We start from the raw sequence: 21,749 nt of genomic DNA, 5'->3' as shown, positions 1-21,749 counted from the left end.
CTTACGGCTGTGCGTCCACAGACTTAAGTTTTCGTCATATTGGTATGCAACTGGACACGCGTGCTGACCCGCACTAGCAAGACTTTTGAGGGACGAGGCGGAACAGCAATGATTTCACGACGTGGCGTACTGGCGGGCCTGGCGGCGTTGGGGGCGACCCCGGCTTTTGCGGGAACAGTGACACTGGACCAGCTGGTGGGCGAAAGCCTGATCCTCGGTTTCCTGGGCAGCACGCCCGATGCTGAAGGCGCGGACCGGATCGAGCGCGATCTGGCCGAGGGACGCATTGGCGGCGTCCTGTTCCTGCGTCACAACGCCCGCACGCGGGAGGGGGTTCTGGGACTGGCCCGACGCTTCCGCGCCGCGGCGCCCAACGCCTGGCTGGCCATTGATCAGGAAGGCGGTTTCGTCCAGCGCCTGACCGACGAGATGGGCTTTACCGACATCCCGACGGCTGAACAGCTTCTCGATATGGGGCTTGAGAATGCGCGTCCGGTTTTTGCCCAGGCCGCGCAGGAGCTGGCCCAAAGCGGGTTCTCCATGAACCTGGCTCCGGTGGCGGACCTGCAGCATGAGGGCAATCAGGTGATTGATCGCTGGGCGCGCGCCTTCGGCGATGATCCCGAGACGGTCGCCGCCTATTGCGGCGCCTTCATCGACGCCATGGAAGCGGAAGGCGTGGCCTGCGCCATCAAGCACTTCCCCGGTCATGGGCGTAGCGAAGGCGACAGTCATGACGGCTTTGTCGACATCACCCAGACCTGGGACGAGATCGAGGCTGCGCCCTTTGCGCGCCTGATCGATCAGGACAAGGCGCACCTGATCATGGGCGGTCATCTGATCAACCGGCGGCTCGATCCGACGGGCAAGCCCGTCACGCTCTCAGAACCGATCCTGCAAGGCTTGCTGCGCGACCAGATGGGCTATCAGGGCGCGGTGATCACCGATGATCTCGATATGGGGGCGATCCGGAACCAGTATTCCCGGGAGCAGGCGATCGTGCAGGCCCTGGCAGCCGGCAATGATCTCCTGCTGATCTCGAATTCGGCGGATGCGGATCCGGACCTTCCGCGTCGCGCCGTGGACTGGGTCGGGGCGGCGCTGGATGACGGCCGTCTGAGCCTTGAGCGGCTTTATGACGCCAATAACCACATCCAGACGCTCAAAACGCGCGTCGGGCGGGGCTGACCCCGCCCGTTCGAGAAGCTAGCGGAAGCGATAGCTCATCCGCAGACCCAGCTCGTCGAGACCCTGATTGCGGCCGCTGCCGAGAATCTGGCCGTGGGAGTGGTGTTCATAGAACACGCCCGCGGACCATTGATCATTCAGGGCGTAATCGAGGGCAAAGCCGGTGCGGAACAGCCAGTCTGATCCCAGAAGGGCGCGGGTGTCCTTGATGCGCTGGGCCTCCACCGGGCCATCGCGGTCGGGATAAACCTCCAGCACGCCGTCATTATAGCTCAGCCCGAAGGAGAATTCGCCGCTCAGACGGTCGGTGAAGCCGTAATCCCAGGCCAGACCTGCGGTGACCAGGTTGGTGTAGCCCTGGGTGCTGATGCTGGCGGACAGGAACGGGCGCGGAGACCAGATCGGCTCCAGGAAGTCAGGGCTTGCGAACAGAAGGTCGCCCACGATCTGAGGGCCGTCCTCGGTGTGGTCAGTCAGGTCATGCGCCGCAACGCCGAGCCGGATCTCTTCGATACCGTAACCGGGGCTCTGCGCGTTGGCGGCGCCCGTGAGAGAAAGCGCGACAAGCGCGGCGACGAAACGAACCATGGTGTGAACCCCCAAGACTTGATGAATCCGGAATAACGCCAGCCTGCACGTTTGACCAGTCACATAAGCCTTTATCGCGGGCGGGGATCCACGGATGTAAGCTGGAGACGGGGCCGGAAATCCGATTATGACTCGCGTTTCAGGGGAAATGTTTGGCACGCTTCCCGCGTCGGCGATGAACGTATCCGCCCGACCCGTCCGTGGCCTTCAGGGTCACTATCAAGGGAGACCTCAACCATGACAAAAGCATTCGTCACCGCCAGCGCGGCCGCACTGATGGCGGTCTCATCCGCCTCGATCGCCAGCGCACAATCCTCACCATTCGATCCGTGCATGGTGGAGGCCCGGGCCTATTGCCTCGCGCTGCACAGCGATGACCGTCTCGCCTATTACAACTGCGTCCAGGAAGAATATGCCGCGTGCATTGGCGCTCTGTCCGCCAAGCCTGTGGACGGCGACAAGCTCTACACCCGTCGTTGCGACGCGTAACCCATCCTTGATGGCAATGCAGGAAGGGCGGTCCCCGGGCCGCCCTTTTTCATGAGCTCGCTCAGGTCATGTGCGTCCAATTGCGTGTATGGACACAAAATAACGTGTGTGCAGGCACGGTTTCAGTAGCTTGAGGGCGAAATCTGATTGGAATGGCTCACCGTGATGAAACAAGACCGGCCTCGCTCCCCCAAGAAGACTGCCGTGATCGATTTGCGGCTGTCTGACGAACTCAAGCAAGCCTTTGTGGCCCAGTGTCATGAGGATAATGAAACCGTCAGCGGGGTCCTTCGCGGTTTCATCACCGCTCACTTGAGAGCGCGTGCAAAACAGAAAGCCGCTCAGCGGCTTCGAAGGAGTCTTCTGACCATGATTGAATCCCTGCGTATGATCCTGACCACTGGCGTTACTGGCGGCGGCGCCGTTGCGGCGGCTCTCATCCTGACCCCGGTGGCCATTGAGGTGCTCTCCGATGCTCCTGTGAGCGGGCCGATCGTGTCCGCTGAGGCGCCGTCGGAGGGGGCAATGGTGTCACTGTTCGAGGTGGCCCCGATCGCGCCAGCGACGGGCCCCGCAGTCTCGGCAATGGCTGAGGGGCGGAGCGACGAGCCGGTCTCCCTGTCGACGCGGGTCGTCGCGTCGCTCTAGCGACAGCGTCAAACAAAAAGGGCGGCTCGATCGAGCCGCCCTTTCCATGTGTAAGCCTGGTGGCTGAGCCTAGAAGCCCATGCCGCCCATGCCGCCCATGTCCGGAGCCGCCGGAGCGCCGCCGTCTTTCTTGGGCTTTTCAGCAATCGCCGCTTCGGTGGTGATCAGCAGGGAAGCGACGGAGGCCGCGTCCTGCAGAGCGATGCGGGAGACCTTCACCGGGTCGATGACGCCGGATTTCACCAGGTCTTCGTATTCGCCGGTCTGGGCGTTGTAGCCGAAGTTCGGGTCTTTGTTCTCGAGCACCTTGCCCACCACGATGGAGCCTTCGCTGCCCGCGTTTTCGACGATCTGACGGATCGGAGCCTGCAGGGCGCGCGCCACGATGGCGATGCCCTGGTTCTGATCTTCGTTGTCGCCGGTCACGCCGTCGAGCGCCTTGGTGGCTTTCAGCAGTGCAATGCCGCCGCCAGGAACGATGCCTTCTTCCACCGCAGCGCGGGTGGCGTTCAGGGCGTCGTCAACGCGGTCCTTGCGCTCTTTCACTTCGATTTCCGAAGCGCCGCCGACCTTGATGACCGCAACGCCGCCGGCGAGTTTCGCCAGACGCTCTTGCAGTTTCTCCTTGTCGTAATCAGAGGAGGTGTCCTCGATCTGACGGCGGATCTGGTTCACGCGGCCTTCGATGGCTTCTTTCTCACCGGCGCCGTCCACAATGGTGGTGTCGTCTTTGGTGATGGAGACCTTCTTGGCGGTGCCCAGCATGTCGAGGGTGACGTTCTCGAGCTTGATGCCGAGATCCTCGGACACGACCTGGCCGCCGGTCAGGACAGCGATGTCCTCCAGCATGGCCTTGCGGCGGTCACCGAAGCCCGGGGCTTTCACAGCTGCGATTTTCAGGCCGCCGCGCAGCTTGTTGACCACGAGGGTCGCCAGCGCTTCGCCTTCAACGTCTTCAGCAATGATCAGCAGCGGACGGTTGGACTGGACCACGGCTTCAAGAACCGGAAGCATCGGCTGCAGGGAAGAGAGTTTCTTCTCGAACAGCAGGATGTAGGGGTCTTCCAGATCCGCGATCATTTTCTCGGAATCGGTCACGAAGTACGGCGACAGGTAGCCGCGGTCGAACTGCATGCCTTCCACGACGTCGAGCTCGGTCGCCAGAGACTTGGCTTCCTCGACGGTGATCACGCCTTCATTGCCGACTTTCTCCATGGCGTTGGCGATCATCTCGCCAATTTCTTTTTCGCCGTTTGCGGAGATGGTGCCGACTTGCGCCACTTCAGACGAGCCCTTGATCGGGGTCGCGGTGGATTTCAGCTGTTCGATGACCAGAGCCACGGCCTTGTCGATGCCGCGCTTGAGGTCCATCGGGTTCATGCCGGCGGCGACGGACTTCATGCCTTCGCGCACGATGGCCTGGGCCAGCACGGTGGCGGTGGTGGTGCCGTCGCCCGCTTCGTCATTGGTGCGGGAAGCGACTTCGCGCACCATCTGGGCGCCCATGTTCTCGAACTTGTCTTCAAGCTCGATTTCCTTCGCCACGGACACGCCGTCCTTGGTGGTGCGCGGAGCGCCGAAGGATTTCTCGATCACCACATTGCGGCCTTTCGGGCCCAGGGTGACTTTCACGGCGTCGGCGAGGATATCCACGCCCTTGAGCATTTTTTCGCGGGCGGAAGCGCCGAACTTAACGTCTTTGGCAGCCATTGTTCGTCCCTATCTATTGAGTAGATGTCAGTCTTTGAGCGGAAGGGCGGCGCTTAGCCGACCACGCCCAGAATGTCGGACTCTTTCATGATCAGCAGATCCTGACCTTCCAGAGTGATCTCGGTGCCGGACCATTTGCCGAACAGGATGCGGTCGCCGACCTTGACGTCCATGGCGATCAGCTCGCCCTTGTCGTCACGGGCGCCCGGGCCCACAGCCACGACTTCACCTTCTTGCGGTTTTTCCTTGGCGGTGTCGGGAATGATGATGCCGCCAGCGGTCTTGGATTCTTCCTCGACGCGCTTCACCACAACGCGGTCCTGGAGAGGACGAAAGTTCATTGCCGGTACTCCGTTTTTGAGCTTTGGCTCGTGTGAAGAACTGTTTGAGCGAGCCGGGAGAGGAGCGTTAGCACTCTCCTGCCCTGGCTGCTAACAGCCGCGGAGGTAAGAGGCTGGCGAGGAACCGTCAAGGGCTCCGGGCGACATTTTTCCGCCCATATTTTCAGCTTCTTCGGAGCCGGTTCAGACTGGGTTCATGCGCCCGTCGCGCATACTTGTTAAGATAGAGCTATCTAGACGCGGAACTTTCAGATTAAGTCTGCGTTTTAGGGGACGCTTACGGGAGAGAATATGATGTTTCGTTCTTTGATCGCCGCTGTCATGGCGCTGGGCCTTGCTGCGGCGTGCACCACCACTGACCAGTACGGCAATGTGACCCGCAACAACACCGGCACCGGCATCCTCGCCGGCGCTGCGGCCGGCGCGCTTCTGGGCACGCTGGCGGGCGGCGATGACCGCCGCAACGCGCTGATTGGCGCGGGCGTGGGCGCCCTCGCGGGCGGCGGCGTCGGCAACTATATGGACCGCCAGGAAAACGCCTTCCGCGAACGTCTGCGCGGTTCGGGCGTGACCGTGCGCCGCGTCGGCAATGACCTGTATCTGGTGATGCCGGGCGATGTGACCTTCGCCACCAATTCCGCACAGATCGACCAGCGCTTCGGCCCGGTCCTCAACGATGTGGCGGACGTGCTGATGACCTATCCGGCCACCTATGTGGACGTGATCGGCCACGCGGACAGCGTGGGCGACGCCAGCTACAACCAGACCCTGTCAGAGCGTCGCGCCAGCTCTGTCGCCGCCGAGCTGATCGCGCGCGGCGTCATGCGTGACCGTCTCTATGTGGCCGGCATGGGCGAAAGCCAGCCGATCGCCTCCAACGACACCGACTCCGGCCGCGCGGCCAACCGTCGGGTCGAGATCAAGATCGCCCCGCACACCTCGTAAGCTGCGAGGCGGGAGACCGCGGTTAACCGAGGGCGCGTCCGCATGTGCGGGCGCGCCTTTGTTTTTTCCGTTTGTCCACGGCTCACAGCGTTAACGTTCTGACAAGCCCCGTTAACGCAGCTTAGTATCGCCGAAATGAGTGTGATTCGCTGCGCTTAGGCCGAAGTGGCCGAAGTGGCGACATTCAGGAGCGACGATGCCGCGCGCAAGCGACATATTGGTGATCCTAACCTATGCGATGGTCGCCATCGTCGCCGCGCTCGCGTTCGATCGTTTCGGGCTGATGTCGGCCGAGCTGGCCTGGATGATGGGCGCGCTGGTCTTTCTCATCGGCGGACAGGTCCACGCCTCGGTCGCCCGCGCCGAAGAGCGCAAGGTCTTTGAGGACGAGATCCACCAGCTCAAGGCCGCAAACCTGACCATGCTGGATGAGCTGAGCAGCGCACAGGACCGGATCGAGGCCCTGGCCGAAAGCGCCTCCGTCGGCAATCCCGCCCAGCCTGCGGAACCGGCTTCTGCGCTGGAACTCAATCAGCCGCTCAATGCGGGCGCGGACGCCCATGGCGCGGATGAGCGCTTGGTCGCAGAAATCCTGGCCCGGCTTGACGGCGGTCGCGGCGCGCCGCTTGAGGCCCAGGCTCCGGACGCTGCGGATCTGGTGCGCCGGGCGCTCGATGACAATCGGGTGGATCTGTATCTGCAGCCGGTTGTCGGCCTGCCCCAGCGGCGGACCTATTTCTATGAGGGCTATACCCGCATCCGGGACGAGAATGGCCAGGTCATTGCGCCGGGCAAGTTCCTTGCGGCGGCGGAAGATGCGGGTCTGATCACCGATGTGGACAATCTCTTGCTGCTGCGCTGCGTGCAGATCGTGCGTCGCCTGACCAAGTCCGATCGCCGCGTCGGCGTGTTCTGCAATGTCTCGATCCGCTCGCTGGCGGATGAAGATTTCTTCCCGGCCTTCCTCGATTTCCTGCGGCGCAATTCCGATCTGGCCGGCGCGCTGATCTTCGAGATGCCGCGCGCCCAGTTCGAGAACCGTTCCGCCACGGCGGCGCGCAACATGGCGCGGCTGGCGGATTTCGGCTTCCGATTCTCCATCGATCAGGTCAACGATCTCAATATCGACCTCGCCGAGCTGCAACGCGCCGGCGTGCGTTTCATCAAGGTGGCGGGCGACCGCCTGATCGCCGCCGCCCACGGCGCCGAACCGATCGCTGGCCGGGAGCCCGGCGCCCTGCGCCCCGAAGACGTGGCGGGGCTTTTCGCCCGCTATGGCGTGGATCTGGTGGCCGAGAAGATCGAGTCCGAAAGCACAGTCGTCGAGGTGCTTGATCTCGATGTGGCGTACGCCCAGGGCCATCTCTTCGGCGCGCCGCGTCCGGTGCGCGATGAAGTGCTGAGCGAGGCGGACAACAAGCTGCGCCGCGCGGCGGGTTGATCGGGAAAAGCCTGCCCTGTTAGGGTCAATCACTGATCGCGCAACGCCGGAGGATGATCCATGGCGATGCAAGACACCAACCCGGACACTCCAGGCCATCAACTGCCTGTCTGGTTGCGCGCTGCCCATCTGGGCTTTGGCGCGCTGATGCTGGTTGTCGCGGTGCTTCTGCCGGGAACCTTCGTGCCCGTCGCCTTCGTGGCCGCTTTGGTGGTGTTCGCCTTCTTGCAGATCGGCAACACGCTTCATTTCAGAGGCGGTCTGTCGTCACCGGCGCACTGGCGGTCACGGGTCTTTGTTTCGACGTCAGTCAGCAGCCTGGGCGTCATGGCCTTGGCGCTTCGCTATGCAATCGTCCTGGGACTGTTCGGCCAGGCCTAGGGCGTCAGGCCGGCTCCAAGTTTCATTTGACGCTCTGGCGGGGCTCACCTAGTCCACGGCCATGACCCAATTCCCCTATCTCTCCGACCTCGCCGCCGATTACGACGCCATTCTGTGTGATGTCTGGGGCGTCATCCGGGACGGTTCCGACCTTCTGCCTGAAGCGCTCGACGCCTTGCGCCAGTATCGCGCTCAGGGCGGGACCGTGATCCTCGTCTCCAACTCGCCGCGGCGGGCGTCCTCGCTGGAAAACTTCCTGCATCAGATGGGCGCCGGTGATGATGTGTGGGATGGCGCGGTCAGCTCGGGCGAGGGGACCCATGCCCTCTTGAAAACCCGTGCGCCCGGACCCGCATTCAAGCTGGGTCCTGACACGGATGATGCGCTCTATCGTGATACGGGGCTCGACTTCGCCAGGCTTGAAGACGCCGCCTTCATCTCCTGTACGGGCCTGTTTGACTGGTCACAGGAGACGCCGGAGGACTATGTCGACCTGTTGACGGAAGCGAAATTGCGCCGGCTCGACATGATCTGCGCCAATCCTGACATTGTCGTCCAGTTCGGCGACGGGCTTCGGTATTGCGCAGGCGCGCTGGCGGAGAAGTATGCGGCGCTGGGCGGCAATGTCGTCATGGCGGGCAAGCCCCATCCGCCCATCTACGACCTCGCGTATCGCGAGATCGAGCGCCTCCGCGGCGAAGTCGTGGACAAGTCCCGCATTCTCGCCATCGGCGACGGCCCGGTCACCGATATCAAGGGCGCCCAGGCGGAAGGCGTGGACGCGCTCTTCATTGCGGGCGGCATTCTGGCCGAACAGTTCGGGGATGCCTTCGATGCGGACAAAGCGGCCGCCCTCCTGAAGGAGGACGGCCTTGATGCGCGTCATGTCGCGCCGAAGCTGGTCTGGTGATCAGCCCTCGATTTCCCAGGCGCCGTTGACCGTAATCGACACGACAAGCTCGCCGCCGGACACCGGAGTGGCGCTGTCTTCCATGGCCATGGCGCGCGAGAACATCACCGGCTGGGGCGCATAGCCGCCGCTTTCAGAGAAGTTCAGAAGGCGCGTCACGGTGAAGCCGCCGGCTTCCGCGTAAAGATCGCGGGTTTCGTAAAGCTCGGCCACGGCGCGACGACGCGCTTCGGCCTCGGCCTCATCGGCCTCGGAGCTTGAAAAGGTGACGCCATTGAGCGAGTTGGCGCCGGCCTCGAACAGGGCGTCGATAGCTGGCCCGACACTGTCCACGCCGCGAACCAGCGCTGTCACGGTGTTCTGGGCGCTATAGCCGGTGATCTGGCGCGTGCCGCCATCGCGGGATGACACCTGCGAATAGATCGGGCTCACATTGAGCTGGCTGGTCTGGATGTCCCGCGCGTCAACACCGGCTTCTTCCAGGGCGGCGAAGACCGCCTGCATGCGCTGGGAGTTGGCGCGCAGGGCCTGCGCAGCGGACTGCGCTTCCGTCACCACGCCTGCAGACACCTGCGCCTGGTCAGGACTGATGCGAACCTCGCCCGTGGCGGACAGGTTCAGTTGCGCGATCTGTTGTTCGGAGGGGCCGGTCTGCGCCAGCGCTTGTGCCGGCAGGACAGTGGAGCCCAACAGGGCGACGGTCAGAAATGCTGTGCGGATCATAATAGCTCTCCCAGTCTGTGTTTAATCAATATGAGCGTTGTCAGGCGACAGGCTCATGACCGAAACGCGGTTCTTTCATGGCCGTTCCCTGAACGGATGTTCAGCTGCGCTTCGCCGTCATCCCCGCTTTGCCAAGTTCGCCTCACGCGCTATCAAACATCCAAGCTGATTTTTCAGCGGGCCTGTAGCTCAATTGGTTAGAGCCGGCGGCTCATAACCGCTTGGTTGGGGGTTCGAGTCCCTCCGGGCCCACCATTCATTTGAAAGTTTCATTTAAGATCAATGTTTTAGCCGGGTTCTGTGGCTAACCTTGGAGGGAGGTTAGCCATTTATGTTCCGGTTTCGTCCGACTTCATCAATAGTGCCTGGGCAGCAGAAGCTAGCTTGAACTGATCCCGGCCAGCCGTGTATCGCGCGACTTCTGCAAGCGTTTTGTGTCCGGTAATGGATTGGATCATGTGCACCGTCGCTCCTGCCTCTGCGAGCCTGTAGGCACATGCCTTACGCAGCCCATGCGCAGTGCATTTGGGGTTTCCAGTAGCCGCCTTGGCTCGTTCGGCGAACCATTGTTGAAAGCCCTTCACCGAGAAAGCTTTGCCGTATTCAGTCGTGAGGAAAACCATGTGTTTGCCGTTTCTCGCGGCAAGCTCAACGGCTAGTTCTGGCAGGATGGGGATCAACAGTGGGGTTTTCGTCTTCTGTTGCTTCACACGGATCGCTCGACTCCCGCCCTGAATATCGACGATGTCCTGAGGCCCCATGCGGGCAACATCGCTACCACGTTGCCCGGTGCACAGGAGCAGCGCGAGAGCCAGCCTCGGCTTTGAGCCACTCGGGTATGCGGTTTTGAAAGCCTCAATTTCCGCCTCAGTCCAGGCATGGAAGCCATCGCTGTCAACTTTTCGGGCCTTGATGGGTTTGGCTGGATTGTCGTGACGGATCTCTTGCCGAACGGCCAGATCAAAGATCGTCTTGAGTCTTTTAAGCAGCTTGTTGGCAGCGGTCGGTTTCTCTCGAAGGTCAAACAGGATGCGCTCCAGATGGCGTGTTTGAACCGTCCTGACGGGCATGTGGCCGTAAGTGTTCCGAAAGGGTTCAAGACTGGATCGATAGGTGCGCTGAGTGCTCGTTTCGAGCGTATCGAAGGCACTGGAGTGATAGTAATCCTCGATCAGCCTGTCGATCGTTCCCTTGCGCGCAGTAGACTTGGCGAGGTCGGTTTCCAAAGGCGTGTTGGCGAGAGCCTGTGCGTAAGCCGCCATAAACTCTTCGGAACCGGGGAGCCCCGGCAAATACCGAGTGCGATACCCTTTCCGACGAAACCGCCAGCGCCGCTTTCCATGGCGGTCTTTGAATGAGGAGACATATTTGAGATTAATCGAGGTCAAGGAACCGGTCCCATTCGTTCGGCGATAACGCCTCCTCTTTATCCCCTGGTCGCACGGTTAGTTCACATCTGCCATCTGGATACCGCATGAGTACGGGTACAGGTGAGGTCATGCCGATTTTCTGACCAGCAGCCAAAACACGCTCAATTTCGCCTTTTGTGAAGTTGGGCTTCCTGCTCATTCGTCTCTCCACAGACCTCTTCTTCTGGGATTGCAATCGGGCGCGAATACAGTGTTTGAGATATTTTCTCTGAAGTCTAGAGTGCCTCCAGGGGGTGCGTAGGCGCATAATGCAAAATCGGACTGGCGGTGCATTTTAATAAAATCAATGCCTTATGCTCTACGGTTAAATATGTATGAACTGAACCATGACACCCCATGACATGGTTTCATCGAAATTCGATAAGTGAAATTAAGACAAATTTTACAAAAATTTTTTCAGAGAAAAAGCAGTTTGAATCAAGTGACTGGAAATCTGATTGAAAGCTCGCTTCTAAAATCTGGAGCGATATCTGCCCTGCTGATTGGGCGCTCATTGCGAGCAAGCTGGCTGCTCATATTCGAACTCAAACGTTCGAGTGATATCCGCGAAAGGCTCTGAGAGCGGTCCTTGTTCATGGGGTGAAGTCAACTTCAATCTCCCTTCAATCCGGGGCTTCGAAGGAGTGGCCGTCTCTGCCTCGCAGGGGCGGTTTTGGTACACACAGTATGCACTGCGCGCGCATTCTCTTTCGAGAATGCATAAGTAATTGAATTTGTGCGATTATCCGCGCCCTTCGTGCGCGGAACTGATGGAATTCGCGAAAATCTTGTTTTTGACGAAAAATGGAATGTTCATATATTTCAAAGGTCTGTGTGCGCCTCATCTGTGAGGCAAGCGCCTCATGTGTGAGACAAGGCTGTCTTGTCTCTGCCTTTGCTGAACTATAGCTGGACTTTGGGCCTTCAGTCCCGGATAGTGTTCACGCAGCTCTCCACTGACCATCTGAATAGGTGGTACAGTGACATACCCAAACCGAGGTGACCGGCTTCAGATCCGCGTCTACCTACCGTCCGAGCTTCTGGATCTCATAGATTCAGACGTCGCGAGTAAGCGTTTTCAGAGCCGTTCTGAAGCCGTCACAGCTGCGCTCCAAAAGGCCTATCTCGATCCTGACCTCGATGTGCTTGGCGCAGTCGAGCAACTGGACCGCGACATGAGTTTCCTCCTGCTCGCGGTTTTGCTGTCTGGGAGGGACCAGCTTTCTGGTGATGCGCTAAAGGTATTGACTGCGGCTGCAGAGCGGCTCGCAGAAAGGGGGCATCCTCGTCCCCTCAATTATCTCAATTCAGGGGCTATTCGCGCACTCCTGGGCATTTCGAAAGACGTCTAGGATGCGGCTTTAAAAATCCGAATAGATGCCAATGAATCCCTTTCCGTAACGCAACGAGGCAGAAAGGGCTTCCTTTATGTTGGCATGTACTGAGAGAGATTATCTGACTTCGCTCTTCCCTAGAAGGATGAACCGCTTCGAAAGGCGGCGCAAAGCGAAGCTATTTGCTCATGGTTGAGACTGGGACTACTCAATCTTGTGGCCGGAAATCAGGGGGCTGGGGCAAGAGCTTCAAAGGCAAGCTCTAAGATGAGCTGCTGGATGTGGAGCTCTTCAATTATCTGCAGGAAGACAAGGTCCCGATCGAGCATGGCGCAAGCACTATAACGCCGTGCGGTCGCACGTATAACTGGGCTACCAATCTCCGGCTGCGGAAGCGATCGCCCTGGCTGATCTGGCCTCCACTCTTTGGAGGATCCGGCTCGATCAGCCTTCCAGAAGGGACAATGCCATGCTTACATAAACAGTGGCTGCGCTATCGGAGTCTGGTCACAATCATTGATAAGTTTAATTATGAAAGGCCGAACCCTTGATCATCGCGAAAATTGGTCTCTTCGATTGTCAGTCATGTATCTAATTGATGTGGAGAGCACCATTGACTCACGTGTGTTTAGGTGTACATCTGAACACTTAATTATCCGAAAAAGATCATCAATGCCATTGGGAGTCTTTATTGGAATTTTATTGAGCGCAAGTATCAGTTTTACTGAATAATTAAATTCTATTGATTTGCGATTAATAAGTTCCAAGGCTTTGCTTTCTGCCGTCAAGAGCCGATCTATTAGCTGGACCTCTTGGGTTGGATTGTTAGCTTTTCTACCTAAGGCTTCCAGGTAGATTCTCTCGAGCTTATCTGCCAATGGCCCAAGGCTTCTGCAAGCAGCTGCGAGAGCCCTCAATTTAACAGAGATCAGGGTCGAATAGAATTCAAACGACTCTTTCGAGTGCTCGAATCCTGCTGCGAGTGAGTGCCATGGATTAAGCGCGCGGTCAGTTTGCAGAACTGACATCAGCGCTGCAATCCTGTCTGCTTTGCTTCTAAAAATCGCCCATTCCCGCCAGCTTGATATAGGTCCGTCAGACGCATGAAACAGGTTAAGGGCAGAATTGGTGGCGTGAAATCGCCACCGCAAATGCTCCGGCTTGCAAAGTCGCGGAGTAGATGGCCCTTTGATGCGTGCAACCAAATCGACTGCACTGGGCCCATTTTCAGGTGCCACTAAAACCGCAGCTAAAGAAGGGCCATAAGTATATATTTGGCGATTTAACCACCATACCGATATCTGGTTCTGGGAATTCATCAGCGTTAGATTATACTTATATAGCTCTTCAAAGTGCCATTCTTGTGGTTTCTGAACCAGGAACGAATCGACAATCTGAAGTCCAAAAGATTCAAGAAATTCAAAAATTTGGCCGGCCTTACCAGACAGCAACGCATCGGGCTTTATAAGCACGAAGCATGCGCGCGCGAGTAGAGTGGCAACCTCCTCTGGCACCGGATCATCTTCCAGATAGCTATGCGCACAGCCTGATTCTTTGAAGAATCCAGGCTCCGCAACAAGCAAGCGCGCGGCATAATCAGAGATCATTTGTCGCGACCGATGGAGCTGAAGGCTTCGATGGCTCCAAGTAATGTGTCTGTAAATTCGTGGGCGTGTTTCGCGGCAAACGCCTGGAGCTCACCAACGGGTACAAATGTCAAATCAGAGAGCTCTGCGCGCCAATTTGCGTCACGCAATTCATCAGCCGTTTCAGGAATCATGACCATGAACGCGATCTCCGGATGGGGGTGACGACGGTCATATACGATGCTTAACAAGTCCATCTGTTCGCGATTAATAGCTAGGCCGGTCTCTTCAGTCCATTCCCGAGCCGCGCAATTGAAGACGTCAGGCTTTCCCTGCTGAGTGTCTTCGTTCACATCAAAGAATCCGCCGAACGTGAAGAACCGACCCGGATTGACTTCAGCGCTTTGGCTGCGTCGGCCGATGGGCACAAGGCCGTCCACTGTGATCGCCAACAGAGCAGTGCCAATAGGATCCGCGTTATGATGATGGAGCCGCTTTGGACCCAAATCGCGCGTCGTCGCATAGGCGCGATAGGACGTCAGTCCGTAGGACAGAACCAATCCACCATCTTTTTCCTCAAACGCTCCCAATCTGTACAGTGGCGTATCGTAAAGTGAACGCCCCAGCTCCTCGGCCCGCTCTAGCATCTGTCCCCAGCGCTCGGTGATGGCAGCCTGTGTAGCTGCATCATGCATAGCACCCCAGCTATCCGCGTTGAAATCCTGCTCTACTTGAGAGTGTGAATAAAGGCCACGGGCCAAGATCGTGTAGGTACTCAATGAGCTATTCTCCCTGTAAGTGTGTCAGCTGGTTCGTTATCCCAACCGTCCGCAATGCGGTTACGCGTATGAAATCTCAAAGTCTGTATTCGGCGCGCGTAGTCAGTTGTCGAAACGCCTTCAATTGCAGTCTTGTGCCAAATCTCTAGCATGAGAAGGGCCCAGATGAGCTTTCTGAAGTTGTGTTTCCCGGCCTGATGAAGATTGAGAATTCTCACTAGTGCCTCGGGAGCGAACAATGAGGAGATATAGCTTTCCTTGTGTAGGAGCACGCGATTGACAAGGCCGAAGAGTTCGCGCCCGTACCAGCCTCCCTCCGGAGCAACAAAGCCCATCTTGTGACGGTTTAAGACTTCGTCCGGCAAATGGCCCATCACGGCGTGCCGGATAACTGGCTTGGCGTTATCGGCCCCGACAAGAAGCATGTCCAAAGGCAGTGTTTCGGCCAGTTGAACAATCCGGTTATCCAGAAATGGATAGCGCCCTTCAACGCTGAAATAACCTGCCAACTTGTCCGCTTGTAAGAGTAGATACTGAAGAAAATGATCGCGATCGTATTTAAGATAATTTCGAAGCCGGTCTTCTGCTGAGCTGGCTTCAGTTCTCTCTGCGACATAACTATATATGTCATCGTGTTCCCGAAGCTGATCAGATAGAGCACTCCTCATGATTTCAACCGGTGCGGGAAGCAAAGAGGCAAAGAAGCGCGCTGTATTATTTGTGCCCTTAGCGGCATTGATCTTCCAATGGTATCCTCCGAACAATTCGTCTGCGCCCTCACCACTCAAGATCACACGGTCATGCTCGGCTATCACCCGGCAGAGCTGGAAGTGGGGCATGCATGGATTTCCTCTTGGCTCCTCTAGTGCTTGAACGAGATCAACAATATCAAATAGATAGTCATCTGGACTGACCCGAACAGTCTGGCTATTTACATTGAGCTTCTGCGCGATCTTCCGGGCGTAGTGAAGTTCTTCAAACCCGCGTTCGTCCTCGCGTATGGATCCATCCCCAACCTGATAGGAACATGAGAATGATTTGATTTGGACACCAGGGATACGTTTCAACGCGACTGCAATCGCGCCAGAATCGAGTCCTCCGCTGATATGGGTTGAAACTGACTTCAGCCCAAAAGTCTGCTCTTGGACCGCGCAATCGAGAAGGCTTTGGAATGCTTCTCCCGCCTCTTCCAGCGACGAAGACGACACGCGGCAAGCTGTGCCACCGAACTTGCCTTCCTCAAGAAGGACGCCCGCCTCAGAAATCCTGAGGTATTTGCCTGGCGCGACCAGGTTGATTGACCGCAGCATCGTCCGGTCGCCCTGTGGCATAAGGGTCCAGAGATAGCTCTTCAGGCTATCTTCATCGACGGCGCTGCGGACTTGAGATTGAACGGCGCGCAGCGAGGATGCAAAGCTCCACTTGCGTCCTGACATGGCGCAGTAGAGTGGCTTCTGACCATACCGATCGCGGGCCACGATAACTTCACGGCGGGCTTGATCGTGTAGCACGCAGGCGAACATGCCGCGCAATCGCTCAAAGGATTCCGCGCCATAGAGGCGGTAAAGCTCCATTATGACTTCAGCATCACCTTGGGTGCGAAAGCGAACGCCTTCGTTTAGCAGCTCGCTCCGGAGCTCTCGAAAATTATAGATTTCTCCGTTGAAGACGATGATCAGGGCTGCGTTGATTGAACTAAGAGGCTGAACGCTTTCATCGCAGTCAATGACGCGTAGCAAACCATGGCCAAGGAATACGGAATTGCGATGGTAAATTCCAGATTCATCAGGGCCGCGTTTCTCCTGAATCTCCAGCATTCGAAAAAGGTCGGCTACATGGTCACTTTTACCATACGGATTCTGGATCGGATCAATAATCGCTGCAATTCCGCACATACCGGCACCAGTCTCATTATCCAGAACTAGCCTTGGAGGAGCGCGTCACCCAACGCTCTAGAATTGGATTGGAGGTTACTTTAAGGCCATAAATCTCAATCAGAAATTTAACCGACGATAACCCATTCCCATGTGCTGTGAGGTTTAAAATTCAGCTAAAACGAGAACTAGGGATTCGTTTTTAGGGCGAGGTGTTGGTTGGATTTAGTGTGATAGTTGTGGTAGATGGCGGGCTGAGCGTCAACCCATCATAAAACTTTCTCTCACCAAGTCCCTATGTTATCGGGGTTTGAAGGCTTAGGCTCATTAGAAGCTAAGGACTCTCAGACAACGATGCACGCACTAGCACCTCCACGCAATTACACCATTTCAGCGGGCGGAATTTCAAAAGATAACCACATACGGTTTTGGGTGAACAACCCAAAGTATGAAAGCTGCGTTCGAGACATCGCTGCATCTGGGTCAATTGAGGCGATTTCAAATCTCGCAAAAGACGTGTCTTTTATTTTCGTTGATACGCGTCAAAGGAGGCTAATTGCCGGACGAGATCGACTCGGGATTGGCGACGTCTATTTTCATCGTCAGAATGCAACGATGTCAGCGAGCTCGGACATCGCTCTCGTTCTAGCTCAAGCCCGCCCGACGTCACTGTGCCGACGTGCTCTGGCGCATTATCTGCGATCGCAATTCTTGCCGCCTCCCTACACACCGTTTGAAGGCGTGGGAAAGCTCGCAGCGGGCGAAATTCTCATCGCTAAGGCGACCAAGAGTGATCTATTCGCACATCAATATAAAACACCGTTCTACCGGTTCGGCGAGGTAGAGAAGCTATCTGGTAGCGTGTCGAACCTGTTCGAGCAGGTTTATACCGAATTGTCGGAGGAGGCTCAGAGCGACCCTTGGCTGTTTCTCAGTAGTGGGGGCCTCGACTCCACCACCAATCTGATCGCCGCGCGGAAAGCCGGGCGGGTAATGAGCGCCTGTACAGCGGCGTTCGAAAGTGAGGCCTTCGATGAAAGCGTATATGCGCGTAATGTGTGTGAATTTGCCAACATCGCGTGGCGGGGGTGGCGCACTCCCCATTTCGGACTGGACGATCTGCGTTCTCTCGTCTCGCACTTAAGCGAACCCATCTGCGATCGCGCCTACATCCCGACGCGGTGGATGCTTGAGACGCAAACGCCAGGGCTTCTCATCACTGGCGAGGGCGGTGATGAAGTTTGGGGAGGCCCACGCCGTTGGTCCAATCACATCACCTCTCTGAGTGGGTATCTGCAACGCATTGCCGCCACTCCGCAAGCGTTAAGGCTCGCTCTGCTGGAGGATGAGGCTCTGATTGCATCTGTGGACGAAGAGGAGGTTTCAGAGGCTCAGGACATCGCACAGGCGAACAAAGCGCGGACCCTGTTTGAGGAAGCCAAAGCCTATCAGGCGGCTCGGTGGTTGCCAGAAAACGTTATTCGAAAGGATACTTCCGCGGCCAACGGTTCGGTCGCTTTCCCACTTGCGGACGAGAGATGTGTCCAATTCATGTCCAGCTTGAGCGCTGATGCTCATGAACGAGGATGCGATGACAAGGCATTTCTACGCGCCTACCTGGACCGCCAGGTGCCTCCAGAAACGCTATCCCGACCCAAGATGAAGTTCAAAATCCCAAGGGATATATGGCTAAGCGCAGAGCTTGGAGATTTTGTGCTTGATCAGCTGCAGGACGCCCGCAGTCCCTTTGCTGGCCTGCTGAATACCCGAGTCCTTGCCGATTTGTACCGATCTCCCCCGAAAGATGATCGGATCCTTTGGGGGCTCTTTACCTATCTTGAATGGGTCAATGAGAGCCTGGAGCGAAGCCGGGGCTTAAACTGACCGCCGAACGATTCCCGAGCTGAGAATGTCTGATGACACTCTAGTGATCTTGCCATCTTCCATCGAGAACACATGGTCAGCGCGCTCAACAAGAGCCGGCCGATGCGCAATGACCACTCGAGTAATGGGCAGAGACGCAATCGTCTCTCCGATTCGGGCCTCGACCTCAAGGTCGAGATTCGCGGTACCTTCATCCAGAAAGAGCAGCTTGGGCTTTCTGTAAAGCGCGCGAGCCAGGAAGAGCCGCTGAACTTCACCGCCTGACAAATTGGTCCCAAGGTTGCCAATATATGTATTAAAACCCATAGGTAGCCCTTCAATGAAGTCAAGCATTTCCGCCTGCAAACAGGCTTCGCGGGCGGCCCTCATGTCCGGCTCCGGATCGAAGAAGGTAACATTCTCCAGAATGGTGCCGGTGAAGACCCGGTCATCCTGCATCACCACGCCGACATGACGACGCCAAACTCGCAGAGAGTGAGGTGTGAGCGGGGCGCCATCAAAATGGACACGACCCTCAACCGGATCGAGCAGCCCAAGCATAACTTTGAGAAGGGTCGATTTGCCCGCCCCGGATCGACCAATCAACGCCACGAAGCTTTTCGCAGGAATGTCTAGCGTGACATCAGAAAACACTTTCCGGTTCACTCCAGGATAAGCATAAGCCACCTTGTCAAGGCGCAAAGCTCCAAATATTTCGTCATTCGCCTCGAAATCTGCGCCGGGACTAATAAGAGGCTGGGCATTGGCATGAATGATGTCGCCAAGGCGATTGAGGTGGAGCCCCAGGAGACGCAGCTGAACCACTTCTTCAACAAAACCGACGAGTCGGGCGGCTAGAAGCTGCCGGAAGGCCAGAAGCGCAGCCAATGCACCAATGGAGATGGTATTCGCGTTTATCAGCGCGCTGACGCCGATATAGATGAAGCCCGCCAGCTGAAACATCAAAATCAGTTCTTCGCAGAATTTCATCAAAGCCCGCGTTCGTGATGCAGCGGCGGTCTTGTTGAGGACCTGAGCATACTTGTTCTGCCAGGCTGATTCCCGTTCGCTCTCACGCCCAAAAATCTGGATCGCCCTGACATTGCGGATAGTCTCCATCAAGAATGACTGTTCTTCGGCGCTATGGGCGAGCTGCTCCTCTTGCTGGCGACGGAGCACGTTTTGAAAGGCGAGGATGACCGAAAACAGTACCGCTGTCGTAGCGATCGCGAAGATACCTAGAGGGATGCTGTAGAAGAGAATGATCAAAAATAAGAAAAGTGCGAACGCCCCATCAAGCAGCGCACTGACCAAACCCCGGGTTAGGGCTGTCTGAATGGGCTGGAGAGACCCAATTCTGGAGATGATGTCGCCCACATGTCGCATTTCAAAAAAGCTGACCGGCAGGCGCTGAAGGTGGCTGACAATCCGCAAGACAGTCTGGAACAAAATGCCATTGCCAATGTAGATCATTGTCCAGTCGCGCAGGAGACCGGCCAGCGCGGTTATACTCGCCACCCCCAGAAAGCCGATTAGCGCTGCTAGGAGCAGATCTCCATTGCCGGCAATAGCCACCCGATCGACGGCAAACTGGATCACCATCGGGATTGCTACAATTCCGAGCTGGGCAAACAAGGAAAAGAACAAGATAAGCAGGGCAGGGCTCTTCCAACCCGTGAGTTTTCCAAGAACATCGCCCAGCTTTGTTGGGCGCCGCATCTCCAGCGGCGTGAACTCAGTTTTCCGCGAAAATTCAATCGCAATGCCCGTGAAGTCTTGGCTGAGCTCGCTATGGGTCACGCGACGCCGACCACAGTTTGGGTCATCTATAATGAATTTGCCGCCGCTGACGCCTCTCAGAACGACATAATGTTGCATGCGCCAATGAAGAATGGCCGGATTTGATAGGTGTTCAAGATGCTCGGGCTCAACGCGAACAACACGCGCCGATAGGTGAAGGCTTGATGCCATGCGGACAAGTTCTGCGACGCTAAGTCCGCCTCGACCAACCGGTTGTTTCGCGCGGAGGCTGAGAATATCCACGTCATGGCCGAGTGCATTTGCAACCATCGTAATGCACGCCAAGCCACATTCAGCCCCTTCGGACTGGATGACAGGCTTTTGCGAGCGCCTGGCACCCGACGCGAACTGGATTAGTGAACTCAGGGACATTAGACTTCCGATAGGAAAAGTGCGCGCCACAACGGCTCACGGCGGTAGGTCACTGTCGCTTGAAGGGTCATGCCGGGCTTCAGCCGATCAATCAGGCTTTCATCGCCTTCATCGATTTCAGCAATCAGGCGGTGGAAACGACCGTCAGCAGAAAGTGGTCCGTCAAAGTTGCGCGCGTCAATTGGCGCTTGTGAGATAAAGCTAACCACACCTTTTAGCTGAAGCTGCTCGCCGCCCCCAGCAGCGGCATCAAATCTCATCATGATCCGGTTTCCGGGTTCTACTGAACCAATGGCAAACACAGGTAGGAGGGCGTGAACTTCCAATCCCTCAAAGTGCGGCAGGATCGTCAAGATTCTGTCGCCGGTCATCACGGAGCTCCCTTCGGTCTTCACAATGGAGACAACTTGCCCATCTTCGGGCGCAGTTAACGCAAAGCCAGCTCTCTGTTGGGCTTCCAAGGCGGCAATTTCCACTTCGATGGCCTGGTCTCGTAGTAGAGCTTGTTCTTGAAGCAAGGCGAGCGCCTCGGCCTGGTTGCGCGCACTGAGCGTTGCTTCATTGGCAGTAAGCTGGGCGCGAATCCCGCGCATGCGCTCCTCTTCTGCGCGGGCCTCGAGCAGAAGCCGCTGTCGGGTTTGAACCTGCAAGAGAGAGCCAGACCCTCTGTCCAGCAGCGCCTCTGCCTGCTCCAGTTGATCTTGGCTCACCGCTACAAGCTGATTCTGGATGAGGATGAGCGCTTCGAGCATGCCAAGTTCGGCTTGCAACTCGCCCAACTCGGCTGCTCGCGCAGCTTCTCTTTGCTCCGCTGCCAATGCGCCTTGAGCTGACGCGCGATCAATAAGCACGCGCCGCTCTTCAAAGCGCTCCAAGATCCGTTCGTTCACCGTCTGGGATGGCGCGCCAGTCGAATCGCCGTTGATACGCGCTAGAAAGTCTCCGGCCTTAACCTCATCGCCTTCCTCCACACCTATCTCGGAAACAAATCCGTTGTCGCGGGCTGCTAAGTGAACGAAGCCGGAATCGGGTTGAACCCACCCAGATATCCGAATGACTTTAGGCACTTCAAACAGAACCAGCATCGCGATAGCAAAAACCAAAGTCAGCGAAAGAAGTGCAGCAATCGGAATGAAACCCGGAGGCGTGTGAGCAATGACACCACCCAAAGTCACTGATTGTGCTTCGACAGCTTCTCGCCGGAAGAGCGACTCAGATTCCATACTCAATCTCCGTGGTGGAGCCCGCTGGCACTATAGCGTGTAGTTAGCCATTTATGGCGAGTGAATTCCGGTATTACTCCTGGGCGCGATGCTGTTGAGCTGACCTGAGCGCCTTTCGAAGTTCAATTATTTGGCGATTTTCGTA

General features: G+C 57.2%; 18 protein-coding genes and 1 tRNA gene. 9 read left to right on the top strand and 10 right to left on the bottom strand.

The window, feature by feature from the left end:
- Positions 1-108: 108 nt before the first annotated feature.
- The gene (locus tag OA2633_RS05890) at positions 109-1,188 is read left to right on the top strand and encodes a glycoside hydrolase family 3 N-terminal domain-containing protein (protein WP_009801585.1); all 1,080 of its coding nucleotides are present in this window, start codon (positions 109-111) and stop codon (positions 1,186-1,188) included.
- Between the two features lie 18 nt (positions 1,189-1,206).
- On the opposite strand, the gene OA2633_RS05885 is transcribed toward OA2633_RS05890, so the two are convergent.
- Entirely contained in the window at positions 1,207-1,776 is a 570-nt protein-coding gene (locus OA2633_RS05885) for an acyloxyacyl hydrolase (RefSeq protein WP_009801584.1), read from the bottom strand.
- A gap of 237 nt (positions 1,777-2,013) precedes the next feature.
- Between OA2633_RS05885 and OA2633_RS05880 the strand changes: the two genes are divergently transcribed.
- Both OA2633_RS05880 and OA2633_RS05875 read left to right on the top strand, forming a co-directional pair.
- On the top strand, positions 2,014-2,265 hold the full coding sequence (locus tag OA2633_RS05880; protein ID WP_009801583.1) for a hypothetical protein: 252 nt from the start codon (positions 2,014-2,016) through the stop codon (positions 2,263-2,265).
- Between the two features lie 147 nt (positions 2,266-2,412).
- Entirely contained in the window at positions 2,413-2,913 is a 501-nt protein-coding gene (locus OA2633_RS05875) for a hypothetical protein (protein ID WP_009801582.1), read from the top strand.
- A 69-nt stretch (positions 2,914-2,982) separates the two neighbouring features.
- Here the strand turns inward: OA2633_RS05875 and groL are convergent, their stop codons facing one another.
- Both groL and groES read right to left on the bottom strand, forming a co-directional pair.
- Positions 2,983-4,623 carry a chaperonin GroEL gene (gene groL / locus OA2633_RS05870; RefSeq protein ID WP_009801581.1) on the bottom strand — a complete coding sequence of 547 codons (1,641 nt, stop codon included), beginning with the start codon at positions 4,621-4,623 and terminating at the stop codon, positions 2,983-2,985.
- A gap of 53 nt (positions 4,624-4,676) precedes the next feature.
- Positions 4,677-4,964: a co-chaperone GroES gene (gene groES, locus OA2633_RS05865; RefSeq protein WP_009801580.1), complete on the bottom strand. Its 288-nt coding sequence runs from the start codon at positions 4,962-4,964 to the stop codon at positions 4,677-4,679.
- Between the two features lie 291 nt (positions 4,965-5,255).
- Here groES and OA2633_RS05860 point away from each other — a divergent pair, with 291 nt between their 5' ends.
- The 4 genes from OA2633_RS05860 to OA2633_RS05845 all read left to right on the top strand — a co-directional run bounded on the left by OA2633_RS05860 (position 5,256) and on the right by OA2633_RS05845 (position 8,641).
- A complete protein-coding gene (locus tag OA2633_RS05860) occupies positions 5,256-5,909 on the top strand; it encodes an OmpA family protein (RefSeq protein WP_009801579.1) in 654 nt (217 codons plus the stop codon).
- A gap of 220 nt (positions 5,910-6,129) precedes the next feature.
- Entirely contained in the window at positions 6,130-7,350 is a 1,221-nt protein-coding gene (locus OA2633_RS05855; RefSeq protein ID WP_241760695.1) for an EAL domain-containing protein, read from the top strand.
- A gap of 60 nt (positions 7,351-7,410) precedes the next feature.
- Positions 7,411-7,731: a hypothetical protein gene (locus OA2633_RS05850; RefSeq protein WP_009801577.1), complete on the top strand. Its 321-nt coding sequence runs from the start codon at positions 7,411-7,413 to the stop codon at positions 7,729-7,731.
- A 61-nt stretch (positions 7,732-7,792) separates the two neighbouring features.
- Entirely contained in the window at positions 7,793-8,641 is an 849-nt protein-coding gene (locus tag OA2633_RS05845; RefSeq protein WP_009801576.1) for a TIGR01459 family HAD-type hydrolase, read from the top strand.
- On the opposite strand, the gene OA2633_RS05840 is transcribed toward OA2633_RS05845, so the two are convergent.
- A complete protein-coding gene (locus OA2633_RS05840) occupies positions 8,642-9,364 on the bottom strand; it encodes an SIMPL domain-containing protein (protein ID WP_009801575.1) in 723 nt (240 codons plus the stop codon).
- A 178-nt stretch (positions 9,365-9,542) separates the two neighbouring features.
- On the opposite strand from OA2633_RS05840, the gene OA2633_RS05835 reads away from it, so the two are divergent.
- Positions 9,543-9,619, top strand: a tRNA-Ile gene (locus OA2633_RS05835).
- Between the two features lie 74 nt (positions 9,620-9,693).
- Here OA2633_RS05835 and OA2633_RS05830 read toward each other — a convergent pair.
- From OA2633_RS05830 to asnB, 4 genes are all read right to left on the bottom strand, one after another.
- Entirely contained in the window at positions 9,694-10,752 is a 1,059-nt protein-coding gene (locus OA2633_RS05830; protein ID WP_040612498.1) for a tyrosine-type recombinase/integrase, read from the bottom strand.
- A gap of 1,906 nt (positions 10,753-12,658) precedes the next feature.
- The gene (locus OA2633_RS15785) at positions 12,659-13,714 is read right to left on the bottom strand and encodes a nucleoside-diphosphate kinase (protein ID WP_083783214.1); all 1,056 of its coding nucleotides are present in this window, start codon (positions 13,712-13,714) and stop codon (positions 12,659-12,661) included.
- Complete coding sequence (locus tag OA2633_RS05820) at positions 13,711-14,472, bottom strand: NUDIX hydrolase (RefSeq protein WP_009801571.1); 762 nt, start codon at positions 14,470-14,472, stop codon at positions 13,711-13,713. Before OA2633_RS05820 ends, OA2633_RS15785 begins: the two co-directional genes overlap by 4 nt.
- On the bottom strand, positions 14,469-16,367 hold the full coding sequence (gene asnB, locus OA2633_RS05815) for an asparagine synthase (glutamine-hydrolyzing) (protein ID WP_009801570.1): 1,899 nt from the start codon (positions 16,365-16,367) through the stop codon (positions 14,469-14,471). Before asnB ends, OA2633_RS05820 begins: the two co-directional genes overlap by 4 nt.
- A gap of 333 nt (positions 16,368-16,700) precedes the next feature.
- Here asnB and OA2633_RS05810 point away from each other — a divergent pair, with 333 nt between their 5' ends.
- Positions 16,701-18,230: an asparagine synthase-related protein gene (locus OA2633_RS05810; protein WP_162010978.1), complete on the top strand. Its 1,530-nt coding sequence runs from the start codon at positions 16,701-16,703 to the stop codon at positions 18,228-18,230.
- Here OA2633_RS05810 and OA2633_RS05805 read toward each other — a convergent pair.
- Positions 18,222-20,381 carry a peptidase domain-containing ABC transporter gene (locus OA2633_RS05805; RefSeq protein ID WP_083783212.1) on the bottom strand — a complete coding sequence of 720 codons (2,160 nt, stop codon included), beginning with the start codon at positions 20,379-20,381 and terminating at the stop codon, positions 18,222-18,224. The two genes, OA2633_RS05810 and OA2633_RS05805, sit on opposite strands and share 9 nt — an antisense overlap.
- Positions 20,381-21,604, bottom strand: coding sequence for an HlyD family secretion protein (locus OA2633_RS05800; protein WP_009801566.1), 1,224 nt, complete (start codon positions 21,602-21,604; stop codon positions 20,381-20,383). The genes OA2633_RS05805 and OA2633_RS05800 overlap by 1 nt, the downstream gene beginning before the upstream one ends.
- Positions 21,605-21,749: the final 145 nt, after the last annotated feature.

This window comes from Oceanicaulis sp. HTCC2633, from assembly GCF_000152745.1.
In the GTDB taxonomy this organism is placed as follows: Bacteria; Pseudomonadota; Alphaproteobacteria; order Caulobacterales; family Maricaulaceae; genus Oceanicaulis.
Note: the sequence above shows the minus strand (reverse complement) of the source record. Positions and strands in the feature narration are given on the sequence as shown.

Bases quoted from the DNA above. Each gene is read 5' to 3' on its own strand.
- OA2633_RS05890 (WP_009801585.1), top strand. From the start codon at position 109: ATGATTTCACGACGTGGCGTACTGGCGGGCCTGGCGGCGTTGGGGGCG.
- OA2633_RS05885 (WP_009801584.1), bottom strand. From the start codon at position 1,776: ATGGTTCGTTTCGTCGCCGCGCTTGTCGCGCTTTCTCTCACGGGCGCC.
- OA2633_RS05880 (WP_009801583.1), top strand. From the start codon at position 2,014: ATGACAAAAGCATTCGTCACCGCCAGCGCGGCCGCACTGATGGCGGTC.
- groL (WP_009801581.1), bottom strand. From the start codon at position 4,623: ATGGCTGCCAAAGACGTTAAGTTCGGCGCTTCCGCCCGCGAAAAAATG.
- groES (WP_009801580.1), bottom strand. From the start codon at position 4,964: ATGAACTTTCGTCCTCTCCAGGACCGCGTTGTGGTGAAGCGCGTCGAG.
- OA2633_RS05860 (WP_009801579.1), top strand. From the start codon at position 5,256: ATGATGTTTCGTTCTTTGATCGCCGCTGTCATGGCGCTGGGCCTTGCT.
- OA2633_RS05850 (WP_009801577.1), top strand. From the start codon at position 7,411: ATGGCGATGCAAGACACCAACCCGGACACTCCAGGCCATCAACTGCCT.
- OA2633_RS05845 (WP_009801576.1), top strand. From the start codon at position 7,793: ATGACCCAATTCCCCTATCTCTCCGACCTCGCCGCCGATTACGACGCC.
- OA2633_RS05840 (WP_009801575.1), bottom strand. From the start codon at position 9,364: ATGATCCGCACAGCATTTCTGACCGTCGCCCTGTTGGGCTCCACTGTC.
- OA2633_RS15785 (WP_083783214.1), bottom strand. From the start codon at position 13,714: ATGATCTCTGATTATGCCGCGCGCTTGCTTGTTGCGGAGCCTGGATTC.
- asnB (WP_009801570.1), bottom strand. From the start codon at position 16,367: ATGTGCGGAATTGCAGCGATTATTGATCCGATCCAGAATCCGTATGGT.
- OA2633_RS05810 (WP_162010978.1), top strand. From the start codon at position 16,701: ATGCACGCACTAGCACCTCCACGCAATTACACCATTTCAGCGGGCGGA.
- OA2633_RS05805 (WP_083783212.1), bottom strand. From the start codon at position 20,381: ATGTCCCTGAGTTCACTAATCCAGTTCGCGTCGGGTGCCAGGCGCTCG.
- OA2633_RS05800 (WP_009801566.1), bottom strand. From the start codon at position 21,604: ATGGAATCTGAGTCGCTCTTCCGGCGAGAAGCTGTCGAAGCACAATCA.